This is a genomic window from Psychrobacter communis, assembly GCF_014836505.1.
In the GTDB taxonomy this organism is placed as follows: Bacteria; Pseudomonadota; Gammaproteobacteria; order Pseudomonadales; family Moraxellaceae; genus Psychrobacter; species Psychrobacter faecalis.
Genome location: NZ_JACSQR010000005.1, coordinates 68,281 through 90,422, shown reverse-complemented (window position 1 = coordinate 90,422; position 22,142 = coordinate 68,281). Strand labels below are relative to the sequence as shown.

General features: G+C 44.0%; 19 protein-coding genes and 2 pseudogenes. 12 read left to right on the top strand and 9 right to left on the bottom strand.

The window, feature by feature from the left end; translation table 11 throughout:
- Positions 1-74 precede the first annotated feature (74 nt).
- Positions 75-1,169 (top strand): iron chelate uptake ABC transporter family permease subunit, encoded by a 1,095-nt coding sequence (locus tag H9653_RS03450; RefSeq protein ID WP_191690455.1) that lies wholly within the window; start codon positions 75-77, stop codon positions 1,167-1,169.
- 52 nt (positions 1,170-1,221) lie between these two features.
- Positions 1,222-1,992 carry an iron ABC transporter ATP-binding protein gene (locus tag H9653_RS03445; protein ID WP_191690451.1) on the top strand — a complete coding sequence of 257 codons (771 nt, stop codon included), beginning with the start codon at positions 1,222-1,224 and terminating at the stop codon, positions 1,990-1,992.
- 12 nt (positions 1,993-2,004) lie between these two features.
- Here the strand turns inward: H9653_RS03445 and H9653_RS03440 are convergent.
- From H9653_RS03440 to H9653_RS03430, 3 genes and pseudogenes are all read right to left on the bottom strand, one after another.
- Positions 2,005-3,306: pseudogene (locus H9653_RS03440) on the bottom strand (PepSY-associated TM helix domain-containing protein).
- A gap of 254 nt (positions 3,307-3,560) precedes the next feature.
- Positions 3,561-5,396: pseudogene (locus H9653_RS03435) on the bottom strand (TonB-dependent receptor domain-containing protein); the annotation flags it as partial.
- A 111-nt stretch (positions 5,397-5,507) separates the two neighbouring features.
- On the bottom strand, positions 5,508-5,753 hold the full coding sequence (locus tag H9653_RS03430) for a hypothetical protein (protein ID WP_225211580.1): 246 nt from the start codon (positions 5,751-5,753) through the stop codon (positions 5,508-5,510).
- A 741-nt stretch (positions 5,754-6,494) separates the two neighbouring features.
- Here H9653_RS03430 and H9653_RS03425 point away from each other — a divergent pair.
- Positions 6,495-7,928, top strand: coding sequence for a uracil-xanthine permease family protein (locus tag H9653_RS03425; protein ID WP_191690447.1), 1,434 nt, complete (start codon positions 6,495-6,497; stop codon positions 7,926-7,928).
- Between the two features lie 45 nt (positions 7,929-7,973).
- On the opposite strand, the gene H9653_RS03420 is transcribed toward H9653_RS03425, so the two are convergent.
- Positions 7,974-8,639 carry a TetR/AcrR family transcriptional regulator gene (locus H9653_RS03420; RefSeq protein WP_068407211.1) on the bottom strand — a complete coding sequence of 222 codons (666 nt, stop codon included), beginning with the start codon at positions 8,637-8,639 and terminating at the stop codon, positions 7,974-7,976.
- 246 nt (positions 8,640-8,885) lie between these two features.
- Here H9653_RS03420 and uraD point away from each other — a divergent pair, with 246 nt between their 5' ends.
- The 9 genes from uraD to H9653_RS03375 all read left to right on the top strand — a co-directional run bounded on the left by uraD (position 8,886) and on the right by H9653_RS03375 (position 16,630).
- Positions 8,886-9,407 (top strand): 2-oxo-4-hydroxy-4-carboxy-5-ureidoimidazoline decarboxylase, encoded by a 522-nt coding sequence (gene uraD, locus H9653_RS03415; protein WP_068407214.1) that lies wholly within the window; start codon positions 8,886-8,888, stop codon positions 9,405-9,407.
- A gap of 39 nt (positions 9,408-9,446) precedes the next feature.
- A complete protein-coding gene (gene uraH, locus H9653_RS03410) occupies positions 9,447-9,815 on the top strand; it encodes a hydroxyisourate hydrolase (RefSeq protein ID WP_068407216.1) in 369 nt (122 codons plus the stop codon).
- Between the two features lie 112 nt (positions 9,816-9,927).
- On the top strand, positions 9,928-11,268 hold the full coding sequence (locus H9653_RS03405) for a urate hydroxylase PuuD (RefSeq protein ID WP_191690445.1): 1,341 nt from the start codon (positions 9,928-9,930) through the stop codon (positions 11,266-11,268).
- A gap of 101 nt (positions 11,269-11,369) precedes the next feature.
- Complete coding sequence (gene puuE, locus H9653_RS03400; protein WP_191690443.1) at positions 11,370-12,362, top strand: allantoinase PuuE; 993 nt, start codon at positions 11,370-11,372, stop codon at positions 12,360-12,362.
- 59 nt (positions 12,363-12,421) lie between these two features.
- Entirely contained in the window at positions 12,422-12,976 is a 555-nt protein-coding gene (locus tag H9653_RS03395) for an ureidoglycolate lyase (RefSeq protein ID WP_068407225.1), read from the top strand.
- 130 nt (positions 12,977-13,106) lie between these two features.
- Entirely contained in the window at positions 13,107-13,943 is an 837-nt protein-coding gene (locus tag H9653_RS03390; protein WP_068407228.1) for a bifunctional allantoicase/(S)-ureidoglycine aminohydrolase, read from the top strand.
- Positions 13,944-14,154: 211 nt separating this feature from the next.
- A complete protein-coding gene (locus tag H9653_RS03385; protein WP_068407232.1) occupies positions 14,155-14,445 on the top strand; it encodes a Trp family transcriptional regulator in 291 nt (96 codons plus the stop codon).
- Between the two features lie 69 nt (positions 14,446-14,514).
- Positions 14,515-15,933: an anthranilate synthase component I family protein gene (locus H9653_RS03380; RefSeq protein WP_191690441.1), complete on the top strand. Its 1,419-nt coding sequence runs from the start codon at positions 14,515-14,517 to the stop codon at positions 15,931-15,933.
- 34 nt (positions 15,934-15,967) lie between these two features.
- Positions 15,968-16,630, top strand: coding sequence for an anthranilate synthase component II (locus H9653_RS03375; RefSeq protein ID WP_191690439.1), 663 nt, complete (start codon positions 15,968-15,970; stop codon positions 16,628-16,630).
- A gap of 138 nt (positions 16,631-16,768) precedes the next feature.
- On the opposite strand, the gene H9653_RS03370 is transcribed toward H9653_RS03375, so the two are convergent.
- The 5 genes from H9653_RS03370 to gdhA form a co-directional block, all read right to left on the bottom strand.
- Positions 16,769-17,512, bottom strand: coding sequence for an amino acid ABC transporter ATP-binding protein (locus H9653_RS03370; RefSeq protein WP_102077631.1), 744 nt, complete (start codon positions 17,510-17,512; stop codon positions 16,769-16,771).
- A 73-nt stretch (positions 17,513-17,585) separates the two neighbouring features.
- A complete protein-coding gene (locus tag H9653_RS03365) occupies positions 17,586-18,323 on the bottom strand; it encodes an amino acid ABC transporter permease (protein ID WP_068407243.1) in 738 nt (245 codons plus the stop codon).
- Positions 18,323-19,159: an amino acid ABC transporter substrate-binding protein gene (locus H9653_RS03360; protein WP_191690437.1), complete on the bottom strand. Its 837-nt coding sequence runs from the start codon at positions 19,157-19,159 to the stop codon at positions 18,323-18,325. Before H9653_RS03360 ends, H9653_RS03365 begins: the two co-directional genes overlap by 1 nt.
- Before the next feature lie 535 nt (positions 19,160-19,694).
- Positions 19,695-20,279, bottom strand: coding sequence for a PepSY domain-containing protein (locus tag H9653_RS03355; RefSeq protein ID WP_191690436.1), 585 nt, complete (start codon positions 20,277-20,279; stop codon positions 19,695-19,697).
- A 217-nt stretch (positions 20,280-20,496) separates the two neighbouring features.
- Positions 20,497-21,843 (bottom strand): NADP-specific glutamate dehydrogenase, encoded by a 1,347-nt coding sequence (gene gdhA, locus H9653_RS03350; protein ID WP_191690434.1) that lies wholly within the window; start codon positions 21,841-21,843, stop codon positions 20,497-20,499.
- Between the last annotated feature and the right edge of the window lie 299 nt (positions 21,844-22,142).

Genomic DNA, 22,142 nt, shown 5'->3' with positions numbered 1-22,142 from the left:
ATTTATTCGTCCTGTTGTCTGATTAGATAAGCTTGGCGTTGTTACTATTGAAGGTAGCATAGTAGGATTTATTCATGTTCTCATCGTCTAAGCATAACTTTATAAACGACAATTCTACCAAGACTGGCTCGGCAAAAAAGAGCGCTCTAGCAAATGCTACTTTAGACAATGACAGCCTTGAAGATACTTGTCGTCAAAACCTTTTAGCAAAACTTTGGACCTTTATCGCTGGTCATCCAAAATCCATTGCCGCGATTATTTTACTTATCTCGATGACGCTGTTTTTGACACTTAACGTCAACGGCTATTGGGACTTTGCCCTGCCATTACGGGGTAAAAAATTACTGGCGCTAATGGTCGTCGGTTATGCCATCGGCGTATCAACCCTGCTCTTTCAAACCTTGACCCACAATCCTATTTTGACACCCTCCTTATTGGGCTTTGACTCACTGTATGTGTTATTACAAAGCTTATTGGTGTTCTTTTTAGGCGCAATTAGTTTTACCAGCATTAACCCCATTACCAAATTTACCCTTGAAATCGTCCTCATGTTTGGCGCGTCGTTATTGTTGTTTCGACTGTTGTTTTCAAAAAGCAGTCAGGATTTAACGCGGCTGATACTGGTAGGCGTTATCTTTGGCGTGTTGTTTCGCAGCTTATCAGCGCTAGTTGCACGGCTCATTAACCCCGATGACTTCGTGGTAGTCCAATCGGCCAGTTACGCGCAGTTTAATACGGTCAATCCGCAGCTTTTGGGCATTAGCTTTGTTATTTGCGTCATCAGTGCGCTATTTATCTGGCGCTGGCGCTATCAATGCGATGTCTTGATGCTGGGCAAACCACAAGCAATTAACCTTGGTATCAACTATCAACGCCTCGCCTTTGGGCTATTAACGGTCATTGCGGTATTAGTCGCTACGGCAACCGCCTTGGTCGGTCCGGTAACTTTTTTTGGCTTACTGGTCTGCGCCTTGACCAATCGTATCGCGCGCCATATGTATCACAGTGAGCGTCTGATATTGGTCAGCTTGGTGGCGATGATTTGCTTGGTCCTCGGTCAAACTATATTTGAGCAAGTACTCGGCATGGCGGGTGTATTGTCAGTAGTGATTGAATTGGCAGGCGGCTTGGTATTTTTATTACTCATATTTATGACCTATCGCCGCTAATGATGACTTTTTAAAACGCAACGGTTAAATTTTTCTAAAAACAAGAACTGCTATGATTAAAATAAATAATGTTTCCCACCATATTGGCAGACAGCAAATCCTGCATGACATTAGCCTGTCTTTACCGCCCTCGCAAGTGATTGCCTTAATAGGACCAAATGGTGCGGGTAAATCGACGCTGTTTTCGGTGATGGCGCGCTTGCAACCGCTACAATCAGGGCAGGTCAGTTTCGTTATAGGGAATGAGGAGCATGACATTGTCAGCTGTCATGCACGAACGCTGTCTAAGACCGTAGCCATGCTTGGGCAAGACAACCAAGTACAAGGTCGGTTGCGTGTGCATGAGCTGCTGATGTTTGGGCGCTATCCTTATCATCAAGGACAACCAACGGCTGATGATCAGCAAAAAGTGCAGGAAATTATCGAACGCTTTGAGCTTGAGCCGTTAGCCGAGCGCTTTTTATCGACGCTCTCTGGCGGTCAGCGTCAACGCGTGCTGATTGCGATGATTGTCTGCCAAGATACACCGTACCTACTCCTTGATGAACCGCTCAACAATCTAGATATGTACCATGCTGGCCGTCTGATGCGTGAGCTGCGCGAATTGAGTCATACTGAGCAAAAAACCGTGGTGATTGTCTTGCACGACATCAATCAAGCTGCGCAATTTGCCGATACGGTAGTGACGATGAAAGAGGGTCGCGTACTGGCAACCGGCGCGCCTGTTGATGTACTCACGCATGAAACCATGAAAGAGCTGTACAAAGTCGATGTGACTGTCCTTAACCATCAAGGGCGACCCGTGATTGTCGATACGGTTTAAGTACTGGGTGTTTTATAGCTGTTTTTTAATAGCCGGTTTTCCGTAATGGTTTGAAAATTTATTTTTAATGGTCAATTTTTGCTTTAATCGGCTTTGACTACCTTTGACCCATAAATACACACCGGTAGCGGACAAGACTGCCACGGCCAATCCTATCATTGCTAAGAATATTTGATACAGTAAATGAGCGTTACCCTGTCCAATATGCCCCATGTGTAAGGTTGAGAACCATTGGTCGATTTTATTACCAAATACGCTTTGATATCCGAAAGTGACCTTTTCGACTTTGCCAGTCGCCGTAGCCACTGTGATAGACGAAGCACCACCGTGAGTGCCGACATCTTTGTCGGTTTTAAAACGCATTTGCCATTGCCCCTCCTCTGTAAGCCTGCGGATACCCAATGTCTGCTGTACGGTTACGCCATTTTTTTGCGCAGCAATATGCGCTTGCTCAGTTAAATACGCAATACTATTCGCTTTATTAACAAAGGTATTACTACCCGTTTCAGTGCTCATTGGTGCAACGGCTGACATAGCCTGCTCGCTCGATTTATCTGTTGTCTTTGACTTGCCTTTTTCTTCTCTTTTACCCTCTCTACCTTCAAACCCAACCACTGCTTGCATCACGGGTTGATACACCGATTTTAAATTAAAACCGACACTCGACCACGCAATGACAAATAGCATCAGCCACAACCATAAACCAAAAGCGTGATGCAAATCATAATTGAGCTTAAAGGTATTGGTTTTGCGGCGGATTTTCCACGCCGGTAGCCAGCGCTTAATAAAAGACGCACGTTTTTTAGGCGTAGTTTTAGGTACAGTTTTCTGCAATGCTTTTTTACCGTTAATAGCTCTAGGAAAGGTCAAGTAAAAGCCAATAAAACAATTAATCGTCCAAATAAGGGCTATCACACCTAGCAGCAGCTTACCGATATCGCCAAGCAATAAATCACGGTGCAACCAAAACACTTTCCACATGGTATTACGCTATGCCCACGCGTCTTTATCACGCGTTCCTACGATATCGCCGTTATAAGGGTTTACATAAACCTCTTGAAACGGGGCTTTAGGCTGATCTGTAGCGCTTTGACCTCTAGCTCTATCGACCGAGAATACCGCAGATTTATCCGCTTCTAATGATGTTGGCATACTAGAAAAATTGTACTCTGGATAGGCGGTGATCACCTTGTCGTGCAGGGTTGCAATAGGAAGCTGTGGCCCATCTTGCCGCTCAATTTGAGCCAATTTATAATCAAACACATCATCCAACTCGGCATGGAAAGCCAATAACGAGCCAGTAATGCCAGCCATGATTAAAAAGCCTGCCATCACAAGCCCAGTATAACGATGAATCCATAGACAAATACGGCGTATATTCGATGCAAAAGAAGATAATGAAAGTGAAGTCATGAGTGCTGATTCTTTATGAATATATAGGATTAATGGGGCTACAGCCGAAGCGTAATGTTTAAAAAGAAAGTTTGAGTGCCAAAAAATGGTGATAAAAAAGCCAGCTCTTTTTTATAAAAAGCTGGCTCTATTGCGACTAGAAAATAAATGCAGGCTTAAAACTGATAGGTTAAAGAAGCTTTGATATTACGACCTGGCTCGAAGTCAGTAGCAACATCATCAATCGGGTTTAGGCGAGATGAGTGGCTAGCATAAGCTTCATCGAAAAGATTGTAAACGCCAACCGTCGCTTTTAGTCCTTCAATTTGTTTTGGCGAATAGTTCATAAATATATCATGAACGTCATAGCTTGGTTTTTCAATATCATTCGCGCTAGTATTTGGCATTACTGAAGCGACATAGGTACTGCGCCAGCCAATATCTGTGGTCTCCGTTGGACTATAAGCCAAATTGACCATATATTTATCACCCGACTCTGAGCTGCTTCCGGTCACTGATGGAATACTATAGCCTGTTTTGTCGCCTTTACTGCGCGCTCGCGAATAGCTCAAACCCATACTAAAGTTATTCATTTTATAATCAGCGGCGAGCTCAACGCCTTTAATTTTAAAATCTTCATCTTTATTGATGACACCTTGGCAATCGCCACCTGGTTGTCCATTTGCACAGTTCAAGCCCGGTCTTGTCCCACCTGATCTCACAAACTCAATATAGTTTTCGATATCGGTTTCAAAATATTTACCGCTTAGTTGCAGGGCATCACCGGCGACCGTTAGGTCACGTAAGGTTGTAACGATTCCCACTTCAGCGTTAGACCCTTCTTCTGCTTTTAAGTCATTATTAACATACGTTTTATCACCGTCCGAATTAAAGATGGTTTGGCTTAAATCAGGACCATTAAATAACTGTGTGTAGCTAGCGAATACTTGCGTTAGTGGTGCAATCTCATAGCTTGCAGCAAGTGCACCGACGACATTGTCATAGGTTTTGCCCCCAGCGATAAACTCAGGAGATTTATAACGGTCATAACGCATACCGGGTGTTAAAGTGAGCTTACCGTTTCTCCATTGGTCTTCTAGATAAACAGAGGTGTTTGTTGCCTCGTCTGACCCTGTTTTAACGAAGTCGCGCTCCATCTCCGATTCTTTTTTGTAGTGCTCAATCCCAGAGATGAGCTTGTGCGTGCCAACATTCGTAGCAATGTCACTGGTGTTTTGGATTTTTGCGCCTGTGGTTTGAACTTGCGCGTTAAAATCAAAACCTGGATCATTGATATAATCAGAATCGCGCAAAATACGGGTTTTAGTCTGATACACATTGGTATCTATATCAATCAGCGGATTGCTAGGATTAAACTTATAATCAATACCATAAGTATCGCGCTTCACCTGTTGCGGAATTGGTGGCTCAGAGCGACTCGGAAAATCTGGACGGAATGGGAAAATCCCTTCTTTCTCAGTACGGCTAAAGCTTGCACCTACATGATGGTCATTACCAACATAAGCACCGGCTTTTAATAAGAAGCTCTCGCTCTCACTGTCTTCAAACAACTCACGGCCTTCACCGTCTTCACCCGAGCTGGTATCACGCTTGCCATAATAAGCCAATAAATCGACATTATCAGATGGTGCGCCAAAAACTGTGGCTGACGTCAGTAGCTCATCATTATTACTGGCATAACCTGCTTTTAGCTTGGCACCAATCTTTTGACCAGGTTTAAGTAAGTCAGCGGCATCGACCGTTTTAAAAGCAACCGCGCCGCCAAGTGCATCATTACCGAGCGTGACAGAATTGTTACCCACTGCCACATCCGCTTGTTTGAGCAAATCAGGATCAATGGTGATATCGCCCATATGATAGAACAGCTTGCCTTCTTGGCGCGCGCCATCAATGGTGACTTTTAGGTTGCTATCTTCAAGACCGCGAATACGAATGCGCTGGTTGACCGCTGACGTACCACCTATGGTCACGCCTGGCACCACATTTAAAAAATCGCTTAAATGACCCCACTCTCAACTTGTTTTTCTAAGGTATTGGTTTACTTAGTTTTTAAAATTTCAGTTAAAACAATTAGAATTTTAAATTCTATAAAAATCAAAAGCCTACGATAAGTTGAGATTGGCGTTTAAATGGCTTGCTTGCTGTGCAGGCGTATAGTCTTCGACATCGACGCCATCCTCTTGCACCTTTTCACGTACCGAGCTGTTGGCAGTTACGGTGATGGTTTGTAAGGTCGTACTAGGCACATCCGTTGCCGCAACCGCCAGCTGTGAACACAGAATTGCTGAAACAGCGACCGATAACACCGTTAATTGATTAGAAAATGTTGCTGACTTAACTTCACGCATAACACACTCACTTTACTTACTATTAGGATTGAAGGATTTAAGTGCCACTTTAGAAAGACAGTTTGAAAAAGATGGTCCGAAAAAAACAATTTGGGATTTTGCTTTTTATTTTCTATTAAAATTTTTGTGTTTTATTGATTGACCACGCCTACTCAATCAACAAATACATATAGAAATAACATGATTAACACTAATGATAATGATTAGCATTTGAAATATGACAGGCATAATAACGAAGTATTAACAATTTGGCAATAAATAAAGTAAGGAATTTAATTCAATAAGATAGACGACATTGTGAAAGTTAAGCAGCACCTAACATCGACTGCTATTAAGTACTTAATAGCAGTCGTAATTTTATTTGTCATAAGCGCATTAAGGTTTTGTTAAATCGCCGAGATGAAACAAATTAATATTTTAATCGCAAAAAAAACATTGCAATAAGCAAGGCTTTCGCTATACCCTTAGATAACTGACTAATTAGTCAGGTTTTAATCACCATATCTGGCAATATTGATAAATAATGGTGAGCTGCTTTTATTTATTAGCATACGGAAAAGTGCGACTCTCTGTTGGAAAATTATTAAATGCTTAGATAGCTAGAGAAACAAGATGAAGATCTAGAGTTTACTGAAAGGCTTTTTTAAGTCACGGACTCAACTCTCAAATCATCAGTTTTCCTACGCTGTTTAGGTTTACCTTCAGAGATTGGACTAAAAGTCACTTTAGGAGAAAGCCAAAATGAGTGAAGTTACTCAAGGAAACCCTGATTTATTATATGGACTGCATGACCGCCCTGCTCCTGCAAAAGCTTTCTTAGGGGCGGTACAGCACGTACTTGCCGCTTTCGTTGGTATTATCACGCCCTCTTTAATCATTGGTGGCGCTTTGGGATTGGGAGAGCACATCCCCTATCTGATTAGCATGTCACTGATGGTATCAGGGGTCGCCACCTTTATTCAGACCCGTAAAGTAGGGCCCGTCGGCTCGGGGCTGATGGCATTACAGGGCACCAGTTTTGGCTTTTTGGCTGCCGTCCTTGCCGCAGGTTTTGTGGTAAAAAATAAAGGTGGTGGCCCAGAGGAGATTTTGTCGGTCATCTTTGGCGTGTCATTCTTCGGCGCATTTGTCGAGATATGCTTAAGCCAATTCGTCACCAAACTCAAATCTTTGATGAGCCCTATCGTCACTGGCTGCGTCATTGTCACCATTGGTTTGTCTTTAACCAAAACAGGTCTGACTGATTTGGCAGGCGGGGTTGGTGCCGAAAACTTTGGTAGTATGGAAAATTTACTACTGGGCGGCGGGGTGCTGGTCAGCGTGGTGCTGATTAGTATCGTCAATAATAAAGTGATTCGCTCAAGCGCTATTTTTATCGGTTTGTTGCTTGGCTTATTTGCGGCGATGTTGATGGGGCGTATTGACTTCTCTTTAGTCTCTGAAGCGCCGTTACTTACCGTCCCTATTCCTTTTAAATACGGTTTGAGCTTTGATTGGCAAGCGTTTATTCCGATTGCCTTTATGTATATCATTACCAGTATCGAAACCTCAGGCGATTTGACCGCAACTTCAATGATTTCAGGCGAACCTATTCAAGGTCCTGTCTACGAAAAGCGTATCAAAGGCGGCGTGCTAGGTGATGGGGTCAATTCGTGGATTGCCGCGGTATTTAATACCTTTCCGGTCACTACCTTTAGCCAAAATAACGGCGTCATTCAAATGACTGGTATCGCCAGCCGCTATGTGGGTTTTTATGTGGCGGCGATTTTATTTACCATGGGGCTATTCCCTATCCTTGGCGCTATCTTTACGCAGCTGCCAAAGCCTGTGGTTGGCGGCGTGACGCTATTGATGTTCGCAACCGTTGCTACTGCGGGTATCCGCATCCTATCCACAGTGAATTTTACCCACCGTAATATCTTAATTATTGCGACTTCGCTTGGTTTATCGATGGGTATCGCGTTTGTTCCTGATGTCTTTGCGCAAACGCCGCAGCTGTTCCGCAATATCTTTGGCTCGGCAGTGACCATGTCAGGTATCGTCGCTATCACGTTGGATATGATTTTGCCAAAGAACTATGGCGTCGAGTTTGATACGTCTGATCAACATATAGAAGATGGTCTAAAACCTGTGCGCGTGTTGCCGAAAAGTGAGGTTGAAGGTCAGCCGTTATAACGGCAGCGGGCTTGGTTGAATAAATGGCGCGCTATGTAAAATCCGCTATTCAAGCCCGCAACCGCGCAGAATAAAGGGTATTAAGAAGTCAGCCGCGCGCGCTTCATCTTGCTTATCATAAGCGTCTTTTTGTAGCAGACCGACGATTTCTGTTTCAAATTCTGCATAACGCTGCGTCGTTGCCCAAATCAAAATCAACAGCTGCAATGGGTCAGCGATGCCAATTCTGCCTTGCTCATGCCAAGTTTTCATCACTTGTGATTTATCAAGCGCCCACTCTTTCATGGTTGTCGACATAAAGTCATGTAAATATGGGGCGCCGCCGATGACCTCTAACGCAAACAATTTATGACGGTTTGGATGCACAAACGCTTGGTGTAATTTGGTGCGTACAAACTTCTCTATCACGGCTTTTGGGTCGCTATCGACGGTCATTGTCACCAAACCATCGTTCCATTCTTCAATAATAGAGCGCAAAACCATTTTGTAGAGGTTTTTTTTATTTTTAAAGTAGTAATGGACATTGGCTTTTGGTAGTCCTGCCCGATCAGCAATGCCCTGCATCGTAGCGCCGCGATAGCTTTGTAATACAAACTCTTCTTCTGCAGCTGCCAAAATTACTGCTTGATTTTGGGCGCGGATATCTTGCTGATTACGATGAATAGGCGCCTCAGAATCGGACGCTTGAGATGTTTGATTAGGTTGGGTCATAAGATAAACCATTGGATAGGAGGATAAATAAGTAGCCATATTGCAACATACAACAGCACTGATAAGCCAATTTTATTTTTTATTTAGCGAAAATATAGCAGGGTTTTCGCCAGCGTATAAAAATAATTTGCATAAAACAGTTGACCAAATGGTCAGGTTTAAGCAGAATGGATGTTATTAAACCACTTATCACTCAATTAAACATAAGAATAAAGAGTTTTAAATTTAAATGAAAAGGATGTCACCGTGAGCTTAACACTAGCGCAATTTAATGCCCTCTCGCCAGACGAAGCACTCTCAAAACTATTGACCTGCTGCACTAGCAGCAAATGGGCGCATGACGTAGCAGGCGCTCGCCCTTTTGCAGATATAGACGACCTACTTGCCAGTAGCGACAAGGCTTGGCAGCAAGCGCAAACCCAAGAAGCCAATTTGCTTGAGGCCTTTGATGGTCATCCACAAATCGGCAACGTTGACTCATTAAAAGAAAAATACCGCAATACGCAAGACAGCGCGGCGCATGAGCAATCTGGTGCCAATAATGCTGACATGGATGTCATTGAAGCATTGGCAAAAGGCAATCAAGAGTATCTTGCTAAATTTGGCTTTATCTTTATCGTCTTTGCGACGGGCAAAAGCGCGCAAGAAATGCTGGATTTATTACTCACACGCCTGCCAAACGACCGCGCCACTGAGCTACTAAATGCGGCTACTGAGCAAAATAAAATTACCCGTTTGCGCTTACAAAAACTACTCGGCACTGCTTAAAGCAAATGTGCTTATTTTTACTATATAAAAGGAATGATCATGTCAGGCACTCTCTCTTCCCACATTTTAGATACCCATCTTGGCAAACCTGCCGCTGATATCGCAGTCACCCTCCACCGCGTGCCTGCAAACGGTGAGACCTATCTATTGGCAACAGGTGTCACCAACGCCGATGGTCGAGTTGCCGCTGACAGCTGGAAATTTGATACTAGTATCGATATCGCTAAATATCATTTAGATGTTGGCCGTTATACCTTGACGTTTGCGACCCAAGCCTATTTTGACGCGCAAAATCTCACGGCATTTTACCCGCAAGTAGTCATCGATTTTATGATCAGTGATGGCGGTCATTACCATGTACCGCTACTGCTCAGCGCACACGGCTATAGTACCTATCGCGGTTCATAAATGAATGGCTTAATGGATTTATAGCTGTCTGTTTTACCGTTTTCAATTAACGACAGAACGCTGAACCAAACATTGAATAAAAAAGTATTGCAAAGAAAAGGACAATTCGCGCATGGGTGCATATCTTCTCGACTGGGTCGCTTTATTTTTCCGCTGGTTTCACGTCATCGCTGGCGTGGCGTGGATTGGCGCCTCCTTTTACTTTGTTTGGCTAGACATGAGTTTACGTAAGCCGCCACAGTGGAAGGCGGACAAGGGTATATCCGGTGACTTATGGGCGGTACATGGCGGCGGCTTTTATGAAATAGCCAAATATAAGCTTGAACCAGAAGAGATGCCAAAAACCCTGCATTGGTTTAAATGGGAAGCTTATACCACTTGGCTTACTGGCATGGCGATGCTGGCTATCGTTTATTATTTCAATGCGACTGCCTATCTGATTGATCCCAGTAAAGTCGCTTTTGGCAGCAGTATCGGCGCGATTTCGACCAGCTTATTGTTTTTATTTGGTAGCTACTTTCTGTATGAAGTGATTGTTCGTAGCCGTCTTGGTAAAAACTCGCTGATTTTTAGCAGTATTATCTTTATATTACTAGTGATCGCTTGCTGGGGCTCTTATCAGCTATTTAGTGATCGCGCTTCATTTATCCATATCGGTGCCATTTTAGGGACGGTAATGGCGGGGAACGTCTTCTTTGGTATTATGCCTGCTCAGCGCGCGTTGGTAGATTGTGTGCGTCGCGGTGTGAAGCCCGGCAAAGAAGTGGCGGATTTGGCGCTACAAGCAAAAAACCGCTCGCTGATGAATAACTACTTTACCCTGCCGCTTATCTTTACCATGATTAGCAACCACTATCCGATGATGTATTCACATGCGCACGGTTGGTTGGTGTTAGTATTTGTCGGTATCATCACAGCAACGGTACGTCATTATTTTAATCAAAAACACTTGGGGCATCACAAGCCAAAATTCCTCTGGATTCCGGCATTAGCAACAGTATTATTGATTATTTGGATGCGTCCTGCCCCTGTTGAGCCATTACCCGCTGCTAGTGCCTCTGTTTCTACAGCAAACGCTACACCAGACACTACATCGGACACTACGCCACCAGTTACTGCTGGTTCAGCCGATAACTCGGAAATGAGTGCTGCTACCGAAACTGGCGCTGCCAATGAAGCGGCTACCGAAGTCGTACCTGTGACTGCCTCAGCAGATGATGCCATTATGGATATCGTCCACACCCGTTGTACCACTTGCCACGCGGCGCAGCCAACCCAGCAAGGATTTGCCGCACCGCCAGCGGGCATCATTTTGCAGACGCCAGCAGATATGAAAATCCATCAAGACAAAATTGTCACAGCGGTACAAACTGGCTATATGCCACTGGGCAATCTCACTCAATTGACCGATGCAGAACGCCAACAACTCGTCGCTTACGCTTCAGGGCTATAGTTATTTAATGAGACAGTTATTTAATCAGATAATTAGTTAATGAGCCGACAGTAGAAATACTCACCTTTAATTTGCTTTATTGTATTTAGGATAGTTTAAAAATGAGTCAAAAAATAACCAGTGATTTTAATCACGACACCTACCTACGTGACTTAAAAGGCTATGCAGGCAATCCGCCAAATGCCAATTGGCCGGGCGGGGCAAAAATTGCGGTACAATTTGTACTAAACATTGAAGAAGGCGCAGAAAATAGCGTTATTCATGGCGATGGTCAATCGGAGCGCTTTTTATCGGATGTACTAGGTACGCCCGAATTTAACAACCGCCACCAATCTATCGAATCCGCCTTTGAATATGGTAGCCGAGTCGGCGTTTGGCGCGTGTTAGATACCTTTAAAGAGTATGGTTTACCCATCACCACTTTTACCTGCGCCACAGCAGCTGAAAAAACGCCGCATATTATCGAGCGCGTGCTAGAAGATGGTCACGAAATCGCCAGTCACGGGCTACGCTGGATTACTTATCAATATATGTATCGCGAAACGGAACGCGAACACGTGCGCCGCGCTACCGAAATCTTCGAGCGTATGCTTGGTCGTCAGCCGCTTGGTTGGTATACCGGCCGCGATAGTCCCAACACGCGTGAGCTGGTTGCCGAACAAGGCGGTTATATCTATGATTCAGACTCTTATGCCGACGAGCTGCCCTACTGGCTCAATGTCAAAGTAGAAGATGGGCAAAAAATCGCCCGCAAGCCGCATTTGGTCATTCCTTATAGTTTAGAGACCAATGATATGCGCTTTGCTTCAAGCCCTGGTTTTACCAATGCTGAGCCTTTTTATCAATACTTAAAGGACAGCTTTGATACCTTGTATGAAGAAGGGGATAAAAATGGTAAAAACGAACCCAAAATGCTGACCATCGGTTTGCACTGCCGCATCATTGGCCGTGCGGGCCGTATCACTGCTCTCAAAAAATTCTTGCAATACATTACTAGCAAACCCGATGTCTGGATATGCCGCCGCGATGACATTGCTAAACACTGGTATGAAAACCATCCAGCTACTGACGATAACATCGCCAACTGGATGTAATCATCTGGCGCTAGCTAAACTAAATACATAAAACTGCTCATTAAACAAAAGGTGACATCATGACTACCACAATTATCGCGAGGCCTTTAACCAAGGCCGAATTTGCACCTTATGGTACGGTGATTGAACCCTATGACAAAGAAGAGCAGACCTCTGAAAACTGCTTCTTTATTAATAAAGGTTATGCGTGTCGACATCATGCGATTACGCAGGCTACGCTTGACGGCGGCGATGTTGGCTTCAGTATCTTTCGTGCCAAAAAGCGCGAACTGCCTATCGCCTTATCGGTGATGGAGTATCATCCCTTTGGGTCGCAAGCGTTTTTTTCGATGAATGGTCAAGATTATATTGTCGTCGTCGCACAAGCTGGTGAACCACCACGTTCGGCCGCTGATTTATCAGTGTTTTATGCCAAATCGCATCAAGGCGTGCAATACGATGCCAATGTCTGGCATCATCCGCTGCTGGCACTTGGTCGCGACTCAGATTTTTTGGTCATTGACCGTATCAATGGTGAGGGTAATAACTGCTACGAGCTGGCCATTGATGATTGGCAAGTGAATATTGAAGTAGCAAATGAACAAGCCGAACCAAATACACAAATCGCAGACTAAGCTGAACTATTTAAGCTATTTTTAATGCCTTGCTTAAATGAAAATAAGACTTAAACAGCCGTACTCACCCTTTATCTCTTGAAGATAGACACTAATTTAACACAGCAAAACCCCCTAAGGATTATTAATAATGCCAATTAAAAGCACCTATTACGCCCCAACTGGCGGCTTACCGCCGCAAACGCAACTGTTATCTGACCGCGCTATTTTCACCGAAGCGTATGCGATTATCCCCAAACGGGTGCTCACCGATATTGTGATTAGCTACCTGCCGTTTTGGGAAGGTATGCGCATGTGGGTGATTGCGCGTCCTTTAAGCGGTTTTGCAGAAACTTTTTCACAGTACATCGTTGAAGTCGCCCCAAACGGCGGCTCCGACAAGCCTGAGCTCGACACTAATGCCGAAGCCGTGCTGTTTGTCGTTGAAGGTGAGATGGATATTACTATCGAAGGCGTAGCCCATCATCTTGAAGCCGGTGGTTATGCTTTCTTACCACCTGCCTGTCAATGGACGCTAAAAAATAATAGTAATGAGCCTGTTAAATTTCACTGGATTCGCAAAGCCTATCAGTTTGTAGAAGGACTTGATGCGCCAGAAGCCTTTGTCACCAGCGATCATGATGTTGAAGCAATTGAGATGCCAGAAACCAATGGTGTTTGGAAAACCACGAGATTTACCGAACAGTCTGATATGCGTCACGATATGCACGTCAATATCGTTACTTTTCAACCAGGCGGCGTGATTCCGTTTGATGAAACCCATGTCATGGAACATGGTTTATATGTGCTAGAAGGTAAAGCCGTCTATCACTTAAACGGTGAATGGGTCGAAGTTGAAGCAGGTGATTTTATGTGGCTACGCGCATTTTGCCCGCAATCTTGTTACGCCGGGGGCCCTGGTCCATTTAGGTATTTACTCTATAAAGACGTAAATAGACACATGCCGTTTATACGTCCACAGCGTTAATTTATCTAAAATTATAAATGACCTAAAAGCCAGCATATCACCATGCGCTGGCTATTATTTTTATTTTCAATTTAACCTTCAACATCAAGCGTTAAACAAATAACGCTAAACGTCCAAACACGTTACTTGTTTTTCTTGTACTACTGTACTAGAATACTGAAACGAAACAATATTTTGCTTATTATCCTTTCTCTTACTAAGATTATATATTATGAGCGCCAATCCTTATCACAGTCTATTAACTCATTTGGCCAGCTGTCACGATAGTAGCGCTATCGACGAGCTATTTACTGCGCTATTGACCGATAAAGAACAACAAGAAATCGCCAATCGCATCCGTATTTTTGATTTGTTAGAGCGCGGTATCACCCAGCGTGAGATATCTGAGCAGCTCGGCGTCGGTATCGCCACTGTCTCGCGCGGTGCGAAAGCCATGCAAAGTCACGATGTGAGCGCCCTACTTAAAACTCATAGAGAAAATACGCATAAAAAAGACGCTTAATTGGGCAAAAACATAATTTCATTCTGCCTTATTTTTTTGATAAATCATTGAACTATTTTGGACATCGTTATGACCGCTTCTACTTCCAAGCCTGACCAACCTGCTGCTATCGAAATTCCTAGCAAACCACAGCGTATCAAACTCACGCAGGATATAGATTTTTTTGCGTTATTTAAGCGTATTGAGCACGCTTTTGAAACTTGTTATTTGCTTGAATCATTGGGCGAGGATGGACATATGGCGCGCCACCATGCCATTGGTTTTGACCCAGTGATGACTATTGCCGCTATCGACCGTACCACCTTAGCAATTACTGATAATAAAACCGCCGAAACCACACATTATCAAACTGACAATCCTTATCAGCTATTACGCAGCATCACCCCGCAGCACGTTATTGCGCGCGACCAAAGCGGCGGACTGGTTGGCTACTTGGGTTATGACAGTGTCAATTTTTTTGAGCCAAGTCTCAACGCCAAAGCCAGTGATGATTTCGAACCCTTCAAATTTGGTGTGTATTTAGATGGCTTAACGCTTGATAAGATGACCGGCGAAATATTCTATTTTTACTATCCAACCGCGCAGCAAGAAAATCGCATCGAGCAAATCAAAGCCTTACTTGAAGCCCCCATCCCCAATTATGAACCACCCTCAGTAGAGTTTTTGGGGGATGGCATGAGTCAAGAGGAGCATGCCAAAGCAGTGCTGCAAGTCAAAGAAGACATCATCTCTGGGCGCATCTTTCAGTGCGAAGTTGGCTTTAAATCCAAATATCGCATTTTCGGCGACAAGATGCCAATTTACGAAAAGCTACGCGCGGTTAATCCGTCACCGCATATGTATTTTATGAAATTTGCTCAGCAATGCATTATTGGTGCCTCGCCTGAGCTACTGTTTCGCCTGCGCCAAGGTGAGATGGAAACCTACCCATTAGCGGGCACTGCTAAGCGCGGCGTCGATATCGCAGAAGACCGTAAGCTTGCCCGCGCGCTACTGAATGATGCCAAAGAGATTGCCGAGCACAATATGCTGGTCGATTTGCATCGCAACGATATCGGCCGTGTGGCACAATTTGGTACGGTAAAGGTGCGTAGCCTCATGGATATCAAACGCTTCTCACACGTGCAGCACATTTCTTCTGAAATCGTCGGAATTTTGCACCCCGATGAAGATATGTTTAGCGCCCTTGCCAGCAATTTCCCCGCCGGTACTTTATCAGGGGCGCCAAAAGTGGAAGCCATTAAAGTGATTAATGAGCTTGAGCCTGATGGCCGCGGTGCTTATGGCGGCGCGCTAGGCTCCTTTAATTTTAATGGTGATTGTATTTTTGCCATTCCTATTCGCAGTCTATTTATCAATGGTGAGTCGGCTTATGCGCAAACTTGCGGCGGCAATGTTTACGACTCCAATCCTGCTGATGAATACTTAGAAATCCAGCGTAAGCTGTCAGCGATGAAAGTGGTGTTAGACAGCTTTATGACAGCGTGAATCCATTGTACTTTTGCTAAAGAGCTTATGCCTTATGAATGTTTTAATTATCGACAACTACGACTCTTTTACCTTTAACCTTTATCAATATATTGGCGAGATTTTACAAACCATGGATGGTGATAAAGACGACGCTAAACAAGCGGCAAATGTCATCGTCAAACGTAATAACGAAATTACCTTGGCTGATGTGCAGGCGATGAATCTTGACCGCATTATCATCTCACCCGGCCCTGGTGCGCCTGACGACTCGGCCTATTTTGGTATTTGCGCCGAAGTGATTGAGGTTATGGGCAAGACGACGCCGCTATTGGGCGTTTGCTTGGGCATGCAGGGCATTGCGCATGTCTTTGGCGGCGAAGTGGTACGAGCCAGCGTACCAATGCATGGCAAAGTCTCAGCCATTCGCCATGATAATGCAGGTGTCTATCAAGGCTTGCCACAAGAGATAGAAATCATGCGCTATCATTCCTTGATGGTAAAGGCAGATACGTTACCAGATTGCTTAACTGTTACCGCCGTCGTGAGTAATGATGCCCATCATGACTTAAGACTGACAGATGCAGCGGTCGCAGGTGATGAGATTATGGGACTTGCGCACACTGACTACCCGATACAAGGTGTACAATTTCACCCAGAGTCGTTTGCGACTGAGGGGGCGAAGCGTTTATTAACGAATTTTTTATTGCAGGTGTAATGCAGGGTTTTAAAAGGCTAATGTTAAAAAGCATAAAGGTGTAGTCAAAATGTCCTAAAAACGCTACGGTATTGCTTTTCACTTACTATACAATAAAAAAGACTGGCTATTTAGAAGCCAGTCTTTTTTCAAAATGAACTACTGCTCGATACGCTGCAAAAACGCTTGCGTGCGTGGATGCGTTGAATCTTCAAATAGCTGCTTGGCGCTACCCTCTTCGACTATGTGACCGTCTTCAATCAAGACCACATGGTCAGCAACATCACGCGCAAAGTTAATCTCATGGGTCACCACCACCATCGTCCAGCCTTCAGAAGCCAACTGCTTCATCGTTCCAAGCACATCTTGTACCAACTCTGGGTCAAGCGCCGAAGTTGGCTCATCAAATAGCAACAATGACGGCTCAATCGCCAGCGCACGAGCAATACCAATACGCTGCTGCTGACCACCAGACAACTGAAACGGATACAAATCTGCTTTATCCGATAAGCCGACTTTATCAAGTAACGCCAACGCTTGCTCGCGCGCTTGCGCTTTACTTTGTCCTTGTACCACCGTCGGCCCAAGCATCAAATTCTCAATGGCTGACTTATGCGGAAATAAATTATAAGACTGAAATACCATGCCTGACTTGCGTTGCAAAGCGAGTAAGGTTTTCTTTTTTGGCTTGGTGGCAAAGTCGACGGTCAAGCTGCCATCATCAAATGCAATTACCCCTTGATCAGGAATCTCTAACGCATTCAGACAGCGCAAAAACGTGGTTTTACCCGACCCTGATGGACCCAAGATGACCACTACCTTGCCTTTTTCAATGGACAAGTCGATGCCTTTGAGCACTTGATTGCTACCAAAGGCTTTGTGGATATTAGTGACTTGAATCATAGAGGTTTCCGCTTACAAATGAAAAAACGCTGATGGTAAAAAACGACAAGATGGCTATATTTTTTAGCAAAAATTATTTCGCCACATAACGATCAAGCCTGGTTTCAAGTTTGCCCTGAATAAAGGTTAAAAACAGACAAATTGCCCAATAAATAAACGCCGCTTCGGTATAAACCAGCATAAACTCATAATTACGGGCGGTAATGATTTGCGCCTGTTTAAACAGCTCCGTCACCAGTACCAATGACGCCAAAGACGTGTCTTTTACCAAACTGATAAAGGTATTGGACAATGGCGGTACCGACACCCGCAGCGCTTGCGGCAAAATCACATGGCGAAAGGTTTGTAGATAGGTTAAACCAACTGTGGAGCCCGCTTCCCATTGACCTTTTGGAATAGACAGAATCGACGCACGCACCGTTTCCGACGCATAAGCGCCAATGTTCAACGAAAAGGCGATAATCGCTGACGGAAACGGGTCGAGCTTCACGCCAACACTTGGCAAGCCATAAAAGATAATAAATAGCTGCACCAACATCGGCGTACCGCGAATGGCAGACACATAGATACGAGCAAGCCGATAAAGTATCTCATGGAACCATCCTGCACGCGGCACGATGCGAATCAAAGCTACCGTCAGCGCAATCACCATTCCAATCGCAAATGATATCAATGCCAGCGGTATCGAATAATAAATACCGCCTTTGAGCATTGGCCAAAATGAGTTGATAACGATTTGGGCGCGTGCAGCATCCATAAAGGGTAATAGTGCCAATAAATCGCTTAATACTGAGGTTATAGACGCTAGCATTATTTTTGTTGACTTATATCAGCACCGAAGAATTCTTCGCTAAGTTTGGTTAGCGTGCCGTCAGCTTTTATCTCAGCCATGGCGCCATTGAGTTTTTCGACAACTGCGTCATCACCTTTCAGCAGCACCAAGCCCGAACCCGTCTGCTCACTGGCAGGCGCAACCAATTTAATCTCAAGATTGGCGTCTGGGAATTTTTTTAGATAGTCCAATACGGCAAGGTTGTCATTCATAGTAAAGTCAGCGCGGCCTTGTTTGACCAACTGAATCGCTTGCGCCATACCATCGACGGGAACGATTTCAGCTTCATAACGCTCTGCCAGCTCACCATAATTACTGCTAAGCGATTGCGCTGAACGCAGTCCTTTTAGCGCTTCCCACGAGCTATAACGATTGTCATCAGTCGGTGCCAACACTACAGCGCCTGACCAGCTATATTCAGTCGCTTTATCATATTTCGCTAAGCGCTCAGGCGTGGTCAAACCTACCTGATTGGCAACCATGTCAAAACGTTTTGAATCCAAACCTGCTAGCATGGCATCCCACTGGGTTTCTTTAAATTCAACATCCACCCCTAGTTTATCAGCAACCGCCCGCGTTACTTCGACATCATAACCGGTCAGCTTACCGCTCTCATCATGATAGGTGAACGGCGGATACGTACCTTCAGTACCGACATTAATAGTGCCGCCATTATTGATACGTTGGAGCAAATCAGAACCACCAGTCGCCGCACTATCGGCTGCATTGGTATCAGCATCAGTGGTAGGCGACTGATTACAAGCGGCAAGTAATACCGTACTGGCGGCAAAGGCTAAAAGCGTACGACGTTTCATAAGACGTCCTTATAAAGTAGGTGAATAAGGCAAAAAGTAGCAAACCAATAAATAGGGTGAAAGCATTACAAGCAGTCTTGACTAAAAATTGTGCCTATTGGCTGTCATGCTTGGCTTTGGCTTCCCGATTTGAGGATACTGCGGCTATTTTTCAATACTATTTTTCTATTATGTTGCATCAAATAGGCTAAGTGACGGTTAATATTCATAATATTTTTAACGGCAATCCTACTTATGCAACCATGACTTGCTCATATACTAGCGCAGTTGGGTAAGAATAAACGTACAAAAACAGTGAGTATGCGTAAGATTGTTAAGCTTTACTCATTTATAAGGCTTTATATAGCGGCTTTTTAGATGAAAATCCTTGATGAAGCTACTTATTCATAATAAGGGTAAGACGAGCTTACTTTGGTTATATTCATATTAAGCGTTTATTATATTGAGTGCTCGCATAGTAAATAAGCCGTTTTCAATAAAAAAGACATCAACCCTATGACTGATGTCTTTTATACTATTTTTATCAAAATAACTGCTACTTTTTGAACTTATTGGCAAATGTTTTACCGCTGTTAGCGTCGACATTAATACTAACAATCTTGTTACCTTTTAATAGGTCAGCTTTATAATACGCCGTATGATTGGCATAATCGCGATCATTCTCAAATTCAATTTCTAATATCTTACCACCCGTTTGTTTTTCAGCGATATTAATGGCCTTCATAATATCGGTTTTTGCTTTTTTCTGAATTTGGTAAACGTTGATATCATCGCCATCAAGACGATCCGTTTCCTTTTTTACAATTTTACCTGTATTGGCATCTACTTTGATTTCATAATTGACGCTATCGGTACTGAATTCTAATTCATAGACGCCACCTTTGCCAATGGCATCGCTATCATCCTCATCAAAATCGGCACTGATTAAAATACCAGAAGCTGATTTACTGGCGATAGTAATGGCTTGCTTTAAGCTAATTTTCGCAGCTTGCGCAGCGCGTACTTCGTCTACATTACTAGCGGCACTGGCGGCTGTAGTTATGACGCCCGTCGTCAAGGCTAATGTCAGACAAGCACCCAATGTTGTTAGCTTAAAACCTTTGAGAATTTTATTCATCATATCGTCTCCTGATTCATATTTTTATTTATTACTATCGATTTTGTTTACCGTATTTTTTATTCAACTCTACCGCTTTTCTTATCATAACGCTGATGAGATAGACCTGTGCAGCAAAAAAGTATCCTAATGTATCATCATTGTTTGCAGTCAAAAAAACCGCGCCTATCCTCTTAGATAAGCGCGGTTTATAAAAAACTGCTTTCGTATTAAGACAAGTTTAGTTCAAGATACCATAAGCACATAAGGCATCAGCAACGCGTTTAAAACCAACGATATTTGCCCCTGCCATATAGTCGATATAACCGTTATCGGTCTGGTTATATTTTTCTGAAGCGTCAGCGGCGCAGTCGTGGATATTTTTCATAATGCACTTTAAGCACTCATCGACTTCTTCAAAGGTTTTATATTGACGTACAGAGTTTTGTGACATCTCAAGACCCGATACCGCGACCCCGCCTGCGTTGGCCGCTTTACCTGGTGCATAGTGGACGCGGTGCAAACGCACATAGTCAATCGCATCAGCGGTCAGTGGCATGTTAGCGCCTTCGGCAATATATTTAATGCCGTTTTCAACCATTAATTTGGCATCTTCTTCATCAACTTCGTTTTGGGTCGCTGATGGAATGGCAATATCACCTTTGATATGCCAAGGTTTTTGCTTAGCCAACCATTCACCGCCGAATACATCGACATAATCACACAACGGCTTACTTTGGGCTTTTTGCTCTTTTAGCCAGTTGATTTTTTCTTGGTCCATACCGTTTGCATCGTGCAGCGTGCCTTGTGAATCAGATACGGTCAGTACTGTTGCACCCAGCATGTGGGCTTTTTCAGCGGCGTGGAGTGAGACGTTACCGGCACCTGATACCAACACTTTTTTGCCTTTGATGTTATCGTTTTGAGCGGCAAGCATGTTTTCTAAGAAGTAAACTGCGCCATAGCCGGTCGCTTCAGTACGCATTAAGCTACCACCAAAACCCACGCCTTTACCGGTCAAGACGCCGCCGTGCTCACGCGTTAGATTCTTATACATCGCAAACATATAGCTGACTTCACGTCCACCGACGCCGATATCGCCTGCCGGTACATCGATGTCTTTACTGACATATGGATGCAGCTCACGCATAAAGGCATAGCAAAAACGGCGGATTTCGCTGTCAGACTTACCTTTAGGATCAAAATCAGCGCCACCTTTACCGCCGCCCATCGGCAATCCAGTTAAGGCGTTTTTGAAAATTTGCTCAAAACCTAAGAACTTAAGGACCGATTGGTTGACGGTAGGATGAAAGCGGATGCCGCCTTTATAAGGACCTAAGGCGTTGCTGAATTGTACACGCCAGCCGCGGTTGACCTGCACTTCACCCTTATCGTTTTCCCAATTGATACGAAAAGCGATAACACGGTCAGGCTCGACAAGACGCTCAAATATTTTGAACGTATCATATTCCGGATGGGCGTCGTATAGCGGAGCAATGGTGATTGCAACTTCTTTTACCGCCTGAATAAACTCAGGTTGATGGGCGTAACGTGCTTCGACTTTTTCGATTGCCTGACTGATACTCATATAGGTTCCTTAGGGTAAAAATGGTCATCGTGCTGATTCACGCGGGTGTTTTATCGCTTAAATACAAACGATGGGATTTAAAACACCAATGTGAGATTGAAATCGTTTCTATACGCTAGTAAATATAGAAACTGGGGGATTAGAAGCCAACTGAATGTGTCTCTAAATCGTAAACCCAGAAGCACAAACAATTTTTATCTCATAACTATATAGCATTTTTTTGCTGTATAAGTCTAGTAAATATCACCATCATCAAAATTTATAAAGGATATTTATTTCATTGGTGGTGTTCTAAAAAG